At 43.3% G+C, this 12,946-nt stretch carries 14 protein-coding genes and 1 pseudogene; 2 read left to right on the forward strand and 13 right to left on the reverse strand.

Going from position 1 to position 12,946, the window contains the following annotated elements; genetic code table 11:
- From D8797_RS00485 to D8797_RS00535, 12 genes and pseudogenes are all read right to left on the reverse strand, one after another.
- On the reverse strand, positions 1-348 hold the full coding sequence (locus D8797_RS00485; protein ID WP_185780830.1) for a hypothetical protein: 348 nt from the start codon (positions 346-348) through the stop codon (positions 1-3).
- Between the two features lie 162 nt (positions 349-510).
- Positions 511-1,077: a TetR/AcrR family transcriptional regulator gene (locus D8797_RS00490; protein WP_125378864.1), complete on the reverse strand. Its 567-nt coding sequence runs from the start codon at positions 1,075-1,077 to the stop codon at positions 511-513.
- A gap of 184 nt (positions 1,078-1,261) precedes the next feature.
- Positions 1,262-1,663: a DUF3021 domain-containing protein gene (locus D8797_RS00495; RefSeq protein ID WP_125378865.1), complete on the reverse strand. Its 402-nt coding sequence runs from the start codon at positions 1,661-1,663 to the stop codon at positions 1,262-1,264.
- Positions 1,664-1,673: 10 nt separating this feature from the next.
- On the reverse strand, positions 1,674-2,129 hold the full coding sequence (locus D8797_RS00500; protein ID WP_125378866.1) for a LytTR family DNA-binding domain-containing protein: 456 nt from the start codon (positions 2,127-2,129) through the stop codon (positions 1,674-1,676).
- A gap of 20 nt (positions 2,130-2,149) precedes the next feature.
- The gene (locus D8797_RS00505; RefSeq protein ID WP_125378867.1) at positions 2,150-3,013 is read right to left on the reverse strand and encodes an ABC transporter permease; all 864 of its coding nucleotides are present in this window, start codon (positions 3,011-3,013) and stop codon (positions 2,150-2,152) included.
- Positions 3,014-3,235 carry a hypothetical protein gene (locus D8797_RS10590; RefSeq protein ID WP_376739405.1) on the reverse strand — a complete coding sequence of 74 codons (222 nt, stop codon included), beginning with the start codon at positions 3,233-3,235 and terminating at the stop codon, positions 3,014-3,016.
- A pseudogene (locus D8797_RS00510) lies at positions 3,220-3,880 on the reverse strand (ABC transporter ATP-binding protein); the annotation flags it as partial. The pseudogene D8797_RS00510 and the gene D8797_RS10590, both read right to left, overlap by 16 nt.
- A gap of 149 nt (positions 3,881-4,029) precedes the next feature.
- Positions 4,030-6,030, reverse strand: coding sequence for an ABC transporter permease (locus D8797_RS00515; RefSeq protein ID WP_125378869.1), 2,001 nt, complete (start codon positions 6,028-6,030; stop codon positions 4,030-4,032).
- Entirely contained in the window at positions 6,011-6,790 is a 780-nt protein-coding gene (locus D8797_RS00520; RefSeq protein WP_005592422.1) for an ABC transporter ATP-binding protein, read from the reverse strand. The genes D8797_RS00515 and D8797_RS00520 overlap by 20 nt, the downstream gene beginning before the upstream one ends.
- Positions 6,791-6,873: 83 nt before the next feature.
- Positions 6,874-7,632, reverse strand: coding sequence for a TraX family protein (locus tag D8797_RS00525; RefSeq protein WP_125378870.1), 759 nt, complete (start codon positions 7,630-7,632; stop codon positions 6,874-6,876).
- 111 nt (positions 7,633-7,743) lie between these two features.
- Entirely contained in the window at positions 7,744-8,724 is a 981-nt protein-coding gene (locus D8797_RS00530; RefSeq protein WP_125378871.1) for a sensor histidine kinase, read from the reverse strand.
- Positions 8,708-9,394, reverse strand: coding sequence for a response regulator transcription factor (locus D8797_RS00535; RefSeq protein WP_037615348.1), 687 nt, complete (start codon positions 9,392-9,394; stop codon positions 8,708-8,710). The genes D8797_RS00530 and D8797_RS00535 overlap by 17 nt, the downstream gene beginning before the upstream one ends.
- A gap of 205 nt (positions 9,395-9,599) precedes the next feature.
- Between D8797_RS00535 and D8797_RS00540 the strand changes: the two genes are divergently transcribed.
- Positions 9,600-10,859: an NRAMP family divalent metal transporter gene (locus tag D8797_RS00540; RefSeq protein ID WP_125378872.1), complete on the forward strand. Its 1,260-nt coding sequence runs from the start codon at positions 9,600-9,602 to the stop codon at positions 10,857-10,859.
- Between the two features lie 117 nt (positions 10,860-10,976).
- Positions 10,977-12,182 (forward strand): DUF2974 domain-containing protein, encoded by a 1,206-nt coding sequence (locus D8797_RS00545; protein ID WP_125378873.1) that lies wholly within the window; start codon positions 10,977-10,979, stop codon positions 12,180-12,182.
- A gap of 241 nt (positions 12,183-12,423) precedes the next feature.
- Here the strand turns inward: D8797_RS00545 and D8797_RS00550 are convergent, their stop codons facing one another.
- Entirely contained in the window at positions 12,424-12,834 is a 411-nt protein-coding gene (locus D8797_RS00550) for a DUF805 domain-containing protein (protein WP_061910048.1), read from the reverse strand.
- Positions 12,835-12,946 lie beyond the last annotated feature (112 nt).

The raw sequence follows: 12,946 nt of genomic DNA on the forward strand, positions 1-12,946 counted from the left end.
CTACTTTCTCAATAAAAGCACTGCCCAAAAAGCAGCAAAGCCTACAACAGCCACATCCGATATTAGTTGTAAGAGAAATGCTAAATCAGGCATACTGTGAATATAGAGCAAGATACTGATCGTCGTCAAGGCCAAGACCACCAGCTTGACAGCTACTGCTACACCTGGCATCACAAGCAATCCAACCAAGATACAAAGGAGACCACCAATCAGAAAAGACTGAAAGCCCAAACTTAGGTCAAAGCCAAATTCCACCACGCCATAACCAAGGGTCAAAAAACCAATCGCAACTAGGCAAACTCCCAAAATAGTCCTTCCACTCAATAGATTTCCACCTTGTTTCATCATCATTTTCCTCACTTTCTATTTGAATGAATGTTATATGCTATTCATTCAAGCATTGTCTCTAATTTAATTAATCTATCGCTCTATATCACACAAATCCACCTCCTTATCTGAATGAATATTCTTATAAATTCATTCACATCATCTTCCAAGAAAAGGAAATTCTTATTTAGAAAAAACTCCCTTTAAAAAATATTTCACCAAAGTCTCGATACTCTCAAAATAACCTGGAAAATCCTGCTCTGTCACATGCATGTCAATGTAGTAGATCAGATCGTAAGCCTTCATGATTTGGGCGACTTCCTCTTGTGAAAAGCCCTTCTCCTGCAAACGCTGGCTGAAAGTCCGAATCAGAAACTGGTGAAAGGCATTGGCCGCGCGGCCAGCATCCTGATTATAGTAGTCGTGCAAGATCTGAGAAATGCCCGGCTTGCTCCACTCAGCCAAAATTTTATTAGGCGAAATCAATTCAAAAGTGACTGCAAAAAGCTGCTCAACGACTGCCTCTGGCTCACCCTGCCAATCCACGCGCTGCATGGTTTCCTCACGTATGCGATTATTCTCCGCTACATAGACCTCTAAAAAAATAGCTTCCTTGGACTCATAATACTTATAAAAGGAACCAACAGCCATGCCAGCACGCTTGGTAATATCTGAAATATTCGTCTTTTTATAGCCTTTCTCAGCAAACACCTGCCTAGCCTCAGCCAATAATTCAGCTTTTTTGTCCATGATCTTCTCCTTTTATGAATGAATTAAATTTTATATTCATTCAAATTATAACACTTTAAAAATCTTTGTCAAGAAAATCGGAAATCGTACTTTGAAAGGAAGACAGCAGTTTGAAACAATAGCTCCTTTGTTAAATAAAAAAACAAACAAGTTCTCGAAAAAACTTGCTTGCGTCTTGGATACATTAGTGTTTTCTACGATTTTTCAAGGCCTCGTTGATTTTCTTGGTTTTAATCATCGAATCAATAGTGACAAGAAACCAAACCAAGAGGTAGATCAAAACAAAACTTAGCCAGAAGGGCCAACCAAAGAGCATGGTCCCCCAGCCATTGCAGATCATAGCTAGACTAACGATGGTCGCTGTCACTACAAAGTGGCAGAAAAGTAGGAAAGGAAATGGAAAGCGGTCTGTCGCGTCAAAGATATAGCTTGCTACTCCAATTAAGGCACTGACAAGGAGGACATTGAGAATTGAACGCGGAGTCAAGAGACTTGTTTTTCCTGAAATAAGGCTTACCAGCAGAAAGACCAAGCTACCTGTTCTCAAACCATCTTGCATACCGATCAGAATTTTTTTAAAGGTCATGATTTTCCTCCTAAATTCCCAAATAGTCCATGAGCAACTTGACATAACGGCGACTGACATCGGTTTTGAGCTGATTGGTCAGCTTAGCAGTCATGTTGCCCGAAAAGCTATCCGACAAGGATTCCAGATGATCGATGTTAATGACTGCGTGGCGAGATACCTGGATAAAATTGCGACTATTGAGACGATTTTGAAAGCGAGTCAGCGTTTCTGTCGTTGTATAAACGCCTTCGGTGCTGTAAATCATCAGGGTTGTCTGGTTGATATCGGCCAAGATAATGTCTTCCGTCTTGAGCATGACCAGCTTATCATCCGACTTAATAGGCAGGACACCACTTGGTCCAGCCTTGAAGTGTTCCAGATAGTCTAGGACGACCTTGGCCTCGCCAGTCAGCTGATCAGCTCTCACGACCACCAGCGGGTCTTGGGAGGAAATCTGGGCATCTTCTTCAAATCTTGTCTGCAAACCTAAGCCTCCTACTTTCTTTACTTGAAGCTCATCCGTCGATTCAGCAGCCAATTTTGACCTAGCCAGAACAGGGCTGCTACCGTGAGCACTACTCCAACTATATAGTATGTTTCTTGGCTTGTCAAGAGCTGTTGCCATTCGATACGGATACCTAGGAGCTTCTCAAATTCTTGCTGGAGCTGACTCTGGTCCGCAAAAACTTCTGTCAGAGAATCCTTCATCAGGACTTGTCTGAAGAGGGAGGCCATGTAGGTTGAGGGAGTCAGTTTCATGAGATTTTGGGCAAGGCTGGGCAAAGTCCCGATTGGAATATAAGTTCCTACTAGAAAACCAGAGGCCGCACCGATGACCGTTGCGTATTGCCCCAAGGAATTCACCGATTTAAAATAAGGGACAACTAGCGCATTGAGGAGACTTGCCAGCAAGCTATTGAGCATCATGAGGCCGACCAGCTGGGGAAGAAGACCCCAGTCAAAGGAAATCTTGTCTGCTAGAATAAAGTAGGTCAGCATGACAGCAAACATGAAGACTTGCATGACAAAACCAATCACAAGGGCACTGATTAAGTAGCTAAACCGCAAGCCCCATTGCCCCAAATCTGTGATAAAGAGGTCAGCGGTCACCTTTCTTTCTCGGTCTTCAGTTTGTTGTGAAAAAGCTGATAGGGTGGTTGTCAAGGCAGTAACAGCCAGCGTTCCGCTAATCAACCAGAAGTCGAGCAGTTCCGTCGCATGGCTACTGTCTGACCAAGAGCCTTTCATGTTGTTCTTTAGGAAAACCAGATATAAAACAAAGGGAATAATGGCTCCAAAGAGAGAGAGAATCACCCCACTATGATTTCGAAAATAAAGTAAAAAGTTTCGTTTGATCAACATTAACATTTAACGTACCTCTCTTCCTGTCAGAGCCATAAAGGCATCATCCATCGTCCCTGGTTGGAATTCAAATTGTTCAATATAGGAGCCAAGCTGGCTCAGCAACGTCAGCGCTTCTTGGGTCGTCTCTGGATAAAAGAAGAACTCATTTTCCTTGCCTTGCTCCCATTCGCAGCGAGCCTGCAAAGCAACCTTCAAGTCCTCTGAATCCGAGGTCTGAATCCGCAAAACATTGCGGGCATAACGCTCCTTGATCTGGTCAGCAGAGCCTTGCGCAATGACTTGACCATGGTCTACGATATAGATCTTATCCGCATCATCAGCTTCATTGAGATAGTGTGTGGTCAAAACTACGGTCATCTTTTCCTTCTGCTGCAGGTCTTTGAGCAGCTTCCAGATACTTTCTCTAGTCTGGATATCCAAGCCTGTCGTCGGCTCATCCAGAAAAAGTAGGTCAGGGCTATTGAGCAGCGCACGGGCAATGTCCACCCGTCGCTTTTGTCCACCAGAAAGCGTCCCGTAGCGTTGTTTGGCAAAGCTAGCCAGTCCTAGTTGCTCGATCAATTGCTCAATCTTACCAGTTTCCACCTGCTTGTACTGCTTAGCACGGATTCGCAGATTTTCAACTACTGTCAAATTGGCATCTAGCACACTATTTTGAAAGACTACGCCCAGCTTGGTTTGTTCTGCATAAATGATTTGTCCCGATGTCGGCTGCAAAAGTCCAATCAGCATCTGAATCGTTGTCGATTTTCCTGCTCCATTTGGCCCTAAAATTGCTGTGAAACTACCTGCCTCAATTTCTAAATTCAGGCCATTAACTGCTACCTTGTCTCCATAAACTTTGGTAAGATTTTTTACTTGGACTAACATGATCTTTTCTCCTGTCTTAACTTCTGAGACTATGATAGCAAGTCTTTTTTGAAAAATCTCGGCTTTTTGGACAAGTGGTAAAATGAGGGAGATGAGAGGTAAAAATCCAGACATCAAAAAATCCCCGACCAAGGGTCAGGGATTTGCTCTTATCTGGCGACAATCTTGCGGTAACTGCGAGAAGTTAGAAGAAAGACCAGAATATAGGTCAGGAGGAAGACGCCGCAAGTCGCAAGTGTTGTCTGGATTAAGAGAGGAAGATTGGTCACTCCCAATAGAGCAACTATCAACCGCAGCATATGAAAGACTGCTGCTATATGTAGAAAAGCAAAGATAAGAGGTAGGAAGAAAACAGTCAAAATCTGCTTGCGAATGGTACTTCTAGTCTGCTTTTCATCTAAACCAACCTTTTGTAAGATAATAAAGCCATCACGGTCTTCATAGCCTTCAGAAATTTGCTTGTAGTAAATCACAAGAACAGCTCCTAGAAGGAAGATAACGGAGAGGAAGACACCGATGAAGAGCAAGGTTCCAGTAAGTTCCTGATAGCTCTTTTCTGCGCTATGACGATCACTAGCCATTGCGTAGCTACCATCTTGGGCCTGTTCCTGATCCAAAGTGTCCCTCAGTCCCAGCTGGACTTGCTCAACAAATTTCTTACTGCCCTTAGTCTCTGAAGCAACTCCAATGTAGTAATAATGTGCAACATTAAGTCCAACTTCTTTACTATCATTGACCACCATATAAAGGCCCTGTTCCATGACCACGTCGTTTGGATTAGGGATTTCCCCATGCGTGAAATTCGACGGTAAAATCTGCTTAATCTTCCAGTCTTTACCATTTACTCGGAGAGGTTTATCCTTATTTAAGGAAACATTTTTTCCATAGACAAGAGTTTCATCATCTGCCAAGTCTATCTTTTTCCCTGTCATTTTTTCATAATCCTGACGATTGATAACTGTAATCGTGCCAGCAGACTTGGTCAAGATACTTGGATCCGAATCCAGCTCGCTTTGCGCTGGAACCGTGATATCATTTCCAGCTAGTTTCATGATGAAGGCTGATTGGTAGAGATAGGTAGTATAGCTTGGCTTCTTCAGGCCTGCGTCCTGAGCGACTTGCTGAACCTTATCCAACAGAGCTTCCGTCTGATCGGTCGATTTTGGCAAGACGACGCTAACATTGTAATCCTTTGGATGCAAGGTAGTAATATAATCCTGACCTCCAACATAGATATTGATTGTACCAACCAGAGTCACTAAGAGCATGGTAGATAGAATGGAGATAGTTGCCAATCCTGCTGCATTTTTACGCATCCGCGAGATGAGATTGGAAACAGAAATGAAATTCTGCGTTTTATAATAGTAGCCTTTGCGCTTTTTGAGAAATTGCAATAGTGTAATCGAACCTGCATTAAAAAGCAGATAGGTTGCTAGAATAACCATGATCACGGCTATAAAGAAATTGCCGATAGCAGCGACAGGCTTGGTAACGGTCAAAGCCATGTAATAAGCCACACCCATGAGTAGGAGCCCCAGCAAGGTTTGCACCCAAAGGAAGCGTCCCTTCTTCTCGCCTGCTTTCTTTTCTTTCATTAGGTTAAGAGAGCTATAGCGTAGAAGGCGAGTCGAGTTAAGCAACAAAATCACCGCAAATGCGACACCTAGACTGACTAGAGTCATCCAGACATTTTGCCATTGGAAGGTCGAGGCAAGAACTGCCGGCATTCCCATCAATTTCAAAAGAACGGCGTAGAGCATCTTATCTAAAGCTAGTCCAGACAAGACTCCCAGACCGACCGTGCCCAGATAAAAGACACAGAGCTCAAAGAAGGTCATAAGTAGCAGGTGGCGTTTTTCCATCCCCAGCACGCTATAAACACCGAGCTCCCGCGAACGGTTCTTCATAACAAAGCTATTGGCATAGGTGATAAGGATGAGCACCGCAATCTGAATGACCTGGATACCAAACTGCAAGGTCATGCGAGCCGCTGTACCACCATAAGAGCTCTCCATATTAGGGCTATGAGCCAGTGAGACAAAACTATACAAAATCGCTGTTGCCAGTACCGTTGCCAAAGCAAATGGATAATACAAACTGCGATTTTTGATCAGATTTGATAAAGCCAGTTTACTCGTTAGTTTGAACATAATTGCCCACCTCACTTGCCATGACTGTCAGAGTATCGGAAATCTCTTGGAACATCTGCCGCTCGGTCTTGTTACCACGGAAGATTTGATTGTAGAGAATCCCGTCCTTGATAAAGAGCACCCGCTTGGCGCGGCTAGCCGCTGAAGTCGAGTGAGTTACCATGAGAATGGTCTGGCCGCGATCATTGATGTCGTCAAAGACATCCAAGAGAGCCGCCGAAGACTTGGAATCCAAGGCTCCTGTCGGCTCATCCGCCAACAAGATCTCAGGCTCAGTGATAATAGCGCGGGCTACCGCCACCCGCTGCTTTTGACCACCAGAAATTTCATATGGAAACTTCTCTTGGAGTTTATTTATCCCTAGCTCATTGCAGGTTGTGACCAGCTTTTGCATCATCTCGGTAATGGGACGACGAGAGAGCACCAAAGGCAGCAGGATATTATCCTTGACCGATAAGGTATCCAGCAAGTTAAAATCTTGAAAGACAAAGCCTAATTTTTCTCGGCGGAAGCTGGAAGCCTGGCTGTTTTTGATGGTTGCCGTGTCAGTTCCGTTGAGAAAGACGCGGCCCTCAGTCGGCTTGTCCAGCATGGCTAGGATATTGAGCAAGGTGGATTTCCCAGATCCTGACTCACCCATGATGGCGACATATTCGCCTTTTTCCACCGTAAAGTGAATGTCTTTCAAGGCCTCTACTTGGCTGCCCTGAAAGCGAGTTTTATAAATCTTTTTCACATGTTGTACGTCTAATAAGGTCATCATGATCTCCTTTTCTATAATTCCATTTTAATACAGAAACAGCTTTATTTCCATATTTTACTAATTTTTAAATGCCAATATTTTTATCTCTGCACTAGATAAGCAATCAGTGCGATGATCCAGAGATGGGCTGGGTAAAAGATATAGAAGAAATACTTGCCCCACTTGCCATCATAGCCTCGCTCGCCATTGTAGAGATGGAGGAAGGGCAAGACAGTAATAAAGGCCCAATCTGAATTGTAGAGCATCATCGAAAGGGTCGCTCCCATGCTTGGGTAGATTTCAATGCTTAGGCAAAAGAGCAGAAAAGCCAAAACCATGTAAGAGAAAGTTCTAAGAGCAGGCTGATTGCGGAAGATATAGCTAATCAGCATCAAAGGAATAATGGTCATGCCTCCTTCTGTCAAAAAAACTCCTGCCAAACCAATTAAGACTGCCGCTCCAATCCGCAAATAGCGCTTCTCATCCATAACCTCTTTACTATTTTTTGAAAGGCCAAATACAAGATTAAGCACTAGAACGCCGCAGGCTAAGCTGAGAAAGATATTATTCTCAAGATGAATCCCCTTGCTATGAAAAAGCATGGTCAGGATGGTATTGCCCAGCTGCATGATAGCCGCCCAGATAAACAAGCGTGCATTGTAGGCCAAGCGGTTGCGCGTATGCAGAAAGCCTTCTACTGCGCTAAAAGCAAACCAAGCGGCTACACAGCGGGTCAGCAGGTGAAAAATCCCGTCCCAGCCCGTCGGCAAAAGCCCTGGAATCTTACCAATATGATCAAAAACCATTAAAAAGGCCATGAAAAGCTTGAGTTGGAAAGCATTTAATCCTCTTGTTTTCATTTCATATCTCCTTGTCTTCTTTATACATCTATCTTACAAAAAAAGAAAGGTCGGTACCATAACCTAACCTTTCAATTTCACTGGCCAACCTTACAAATTTGTAAGAATGCCTTATTCAAATATCATCTTCTTCTCTGAAAAGCTAATCATGACAGTTGTTCCCTGTCCAACCTGCGAAGCGATGCTAATCTGATGTCCCAGCTCATCTGCGATTTTCTTGGACAGATAAAGTCCCAAGCCAGACGATTGCTGGGTCAAACGACCATTATAGCCCGAAAAGCCTCGCTCGAAAACCCGCAGCAAATCCGCATCTTGAATGCCCAAACCGCTGTCTTTGATATAAAGCGTATCCTCCTGAAAATAAATTTCAATCCCGCCTTGGCTGGTGTATTTCAGACTATTTGACAGCACTTGCTCCAAAATAACGACAAACCACTTTTTATCTGTGATGATGGTTCGATCCAGATCATGCAGATTGAGGCTCAAGCCCTTTTGGATAAAGAAAATCGCATACTTCTTGACAATCTCCTTGACCAAGTCTTCAACATTTTCCTTTTTCAAGATCAAATCCTCGTGGAAACTCTCCAGACGAAGATACTGCAAGACGATATTGACATAGGACTCGATCTTGAAGAGCTCTTGCTCCAGCTGGTTCTTGACCTTCTTGTCCTCAATCTCTCCGACCAGCAATGAACTAGCTACAATAGGCGTCTTAATCTGATGAGCCCAGAGCGTATAATAGTCCATCAGGTCATTTAACTTCTCCCTCTCCTCAATCGCACGGTTCTTCTTGTCCATTTCCAAAAGAGCCAGTTTCTCAAAAAGGAGAGCCTCTAAGGCTGTCTGAGGCCGACCCGAGGCATAAAAGAGCTGGTTACGATATTCCTTATAGGCACTAGCTAGATCCATTCCCAAGAAAAAGCTAGCGAGGAGAAAGGCTAAGAGCAACTGATACTCTAGCAGACTGCGCCCATCCTCGAAAATAAAGGCAAACATCCCCATAATTGAAAATACAATCAGTAAGAGCAACAAGATGAAGCGACGGGAGTACAGATGATGCTTCAAAAAGAAAAATTTATCCTGCATGTCCATTGGTTAAACCGTACCCTATCCCTTTTTTCGTCTCAATGAAATGCTTCAGACCGTGCTCCTCCAACTTCTTGCGCAGGCGGGCAACATTGACGGACAAGGTATTGTCATCAATAAAGAAATCACTGTTCCAGAGCTCCTTCATCAAGTCATCACGCGCCACGATGCTACCGGAATGCTCAAAGAGCACCCGCAAAATCTGAAATTCATTCTTGGTCAGCGTTACAAGCTCGCCCTCATAGACCAAATCCATGGATTTAAGATTTAAAATCACGCCCTGATATTCCAAAAGGCTTTGATCCGTCCCAAACTCATACGAACGTCGCAGCAGGCCTTGAACTTTTGCCAAAAAGACATTATTATCAAAAGGCTTGGTCACATAGTCATCTGCACCCATATTGATGGCCATGACGATATCCATGGACTGGTCGCGCGAAGACAGAAACATAATCGGTACCGTCGAAATCTTCCGAATTTCCTGGCACCAATGGTAGCCGTTAAAGAGGGGCAGGCCAATATCCATCAGCACCAGCTGGGGCTCCTCCTTGACAAAGGTTGTCAAAACCTGCATAAAATCTTCAATCGCCACAACCTGATAGCCCCATTGCTCCAGCATTTTTTTGATCATTTGACGGATGACCGCATCATCCTCGACCAGTAAAATCTTGTGCATTCCATTTCCTCACTCATTTTTCTTACTGCTATTATATCAAATTCTCCCTTAAATCACAGAGACTTTTTTGATCTGAGATTCATCTTATTTTCAGAAAGTTTCAAGAAATCCTTCAAGGAGTATTGACAAAAATAGAGTAAAAAGATAAAATAACACTACATTCAGAATTGTCTGAAAATTCATTTTTTATAATAAGGAGATTATTATGCTAGAACAAACTCAGACATCTACCTGGCAGTCAAAACTGAAAGCCCTCGGTCCTGGGATCCTCATGGCCTCTGCTGCTGTTGGTGGCTCTCACATTGTTTCCTCTGCTCAAGCAGGCGCCAAGTATGGCTGGGCCTTGATGGGACTGGTCATCTTGGCCAACCTCTTCAAATATCCCTTCTTTCGCTTCGGTGCTGAGTACACCTTGGAAACTGGCCACAGCTTGGTTGAAGGCTATGCTCAAAAAGGAAAAGTCTACTTGGGCATCTTCTTCGTTTTAAATGTCTTCTCCGCCTTGGTCAATACAGCAGGGGTCGGGATTCTCTGTGCTGCTATCATCGCCAGCGCCTTTCCAAATGCCCTTGGACTCAGCATTACTCAATGGTCTCTGATTCTCATCATCCTGATCTGGGCAATGCTACTCTTTGGTGGCTACAAGTTTCTGGATGGCCTTGCCAAATGGATCATGTCCGCTCTAACCTTTGCAACCGTTATTGCGGTCATCGTTGCCATTATCAAGCATCCTGAGTACGGAGCAGACTTCGTTGAAAAGACACCTTGGCAGATGGCTGCCTTGCCTTTCATCGTTTCTCTAATGGGCTGGATGCCAGCTCCAATCGAGATTTCAGCAATCAACTCCCTCTGGACTGCTGAAAAAGGAAAATCTGTCAATATCTCTGTCACGGACGGACTCTTTGACTTTAACGTTGGCTATATCGGTACAGCTATTCTGGCCATCTTCTTCGTCGCTATGGGCGCTCTTATCCAGTATCCAACTGGTCAAGCAGTTCAGGATGCTGGGGCTGCCTACATCCAGCAATTCGTTGGGATGTACGCATCCGTTCTTGGCGACTGGTCACGGATCCTGATCACATTCATTGCCTTTCTCTGTATCTTCGGTACCGTTATTACCGTTATCGATGGCTATTCCCGTGTAAATGCTGAATCTCTACGCCTTCTTCTCAATGAAGAGCAGACTTCTCAAAAAACTCTGCATATCTGGATGACCGCTACAGCTATTATCGGTGGCGTTATCATCTACTTCTTCCAAGGTAGTGTGGCTCTCATGCTTCGTTTTGCCATGATTGCTTCCTTCCTGACTACTCCATTTTTTGCCCTTCTAAACTATCTCCTCGTTACAAGCGAGAATAAACATCTGAGCAAATGGCTAAAAGGTCTTTCCATCCTTGGTTTGATCTTCCTCTTTGGCTTCGCCTTATTCTTTATCTACGCCATCCTCATCGGTAAGGCTTACTAGATCAAAAGAGCTGGAAATTCTGAAGGATATCTTCAGGTTTCCGCTCTTTTCTTTTTCCTTTCTGACAACCTGCCCCACTTATGCTATACTGGAAGAAGATAGAATATGGAGATAAATATGGGAATAATTTTTGATTACCTAGACCAAGTAGCTTACGACAGTATCTACGACACCCCCTTTAATGAACTGGATATGCTGATGCTAACCGAGATAACTTATCTGCCTTTTGACCAGATCGTGTCTGATCATATGTCCCCCGATTGTACTTGCCGCTTCTTTGAAGCTGCTGAAAAAGTGCCTCAGGATTTATCCATGTTGGTAACTAAAAATCGTCTGAAACTTTTAGAAAAGGTAGCCAGCTCCACCCGCTTCAAAAATATCAAGCTCATGGGCTATGTCAATGACATTGATCCTGATGTTCAAAAGCAATTTGCAGCTATGATTTTCAAAATCAAGCCTGAGACCTATGTCCTGACCTTCCGCGGAACCGACGATTCCATTATTGGCTGGAAAGAGGACTTCCACATGACTTATATGGATCAGGTTCCAGCTCAAAAAACGGCGGTCAATTATCTGCGAAAAGCTATGGATGCTCTGCCTGGACAGTTCATCCTGACGGGTCACTCGAAAGGAGGCAATCTGGCTTCCTACGCTGCTAGTCAGATCGAGCCAGAATACCAAGAGCGGATTCAGAGTATTTACAGCTATGATGCTCCCGGACTGAATCATTCGGTCATCACCAGTCAAGGCTACCAGACTATTTCAGAGAAGATACAGCGCTACATTCCACAGGGCTCTATCGTCGGAATGATGCTCGAAACGCCCAAGCAGGCTCAGATTGTCAAAAGCACAGCTTTCGGCGGTCTGGCTCAGCACGATACCTTCACTTGGCAGATCATTGACCAGACTTTTGTCCTACTGGACAACCTCAATCCAGATAGCCTTCAAGTAGATAAAACTCTAAAAAATTGGGTTGATAGCGTTTCTGATGAGGAATTAAAAGACTTTTTCGATCTCTTTTTTGGCCTCATCCTAGATGCTGGCATCAGCTCCATCAATGACCTCACCAAGCTGGAAAATTTCAAAAAAATCCTGGCTGTTTTTGAAAATGCCAATGCTCTCACAGACCAAGAGCGGGAAATGCTGACGCGCCTGGCCAAACTACTGGTAGACATGCGCTACCAGTCTTGGAAAGACGACATGAATCTGCTGAAGCCTAGTAAACTTGTTCAAGAAGTCAAGGAAAATCTATCCGAATTCACTAAGAATCTTCCTTTTACAAGCAATGATTTCGCTCAAACAGATAAACCCGATGAGCAATAAGCTATAAATACAGCACTTGGAAACTCTCTAATATAAAAGAAAAACACTCCTGTCAAAATCTAGAAAACTAGATTCAGGAGTGTTTTATTATGACTAACAAGTTAATTCTCTAAAATTGGACGCAACATGTAGTATGATGAAGCAAGTTAAGCTCTCATCAAGGAGAAATCAACTATCGAACAGCATCGTACAAGAAAAACAGCTAATGCAGGTAACATAACGATTAAGCACGCTGCTTTTCTTAGTTAATATTAAGCGACTGCGTTTCTTGGTCGGTTTTAACATCTAATTCTACCGTATTCTTGCTTGGAAAAGCTAACAAAATAAGGAGTGCAATTGAGCCTACCCCAGGAATAAAAGCGATAAAAATCAGAGCCCAGTGAAAACCAGCATCTCTTAGACGACGAATGATTAGAGCCAAGGTAGGCAAGAAGAAAATGACTATCAGAAAGATACTAAAATAAGTTAAGGAATTTACTGTTTCAATTGCCTCAATACTGTTTGGATTAGATACTACAGTTGAGTAAGTTATCATGTACAAAAAAAAAGCAAGAATCAGATTGGTTAGGTAGATCCACCAATACTCAGCACGTGTAGAGCGACCAGAAAAATCCACATAACCTTTGAAAAAATTTTTATAAGCATTAATCATACAATAAACCTCTTTATTTTTTTATCATTTTATCATATGTAAGAAATTTTTACAAGATTTTCAGAAAATAACTTTCTTATATAAATAAATACCATGTGCCTTAATCCACATC

It is taken from the genome of Streptococcus cristatus (assembly GCF_003944225.1).
Taxonomy (GTDB): domain Bacteria; phylum Bacillota; class Bacilli; order Lactobacillales; family Streptococcaceae; genus Streptococcus; species Streptococcus cristatus_K.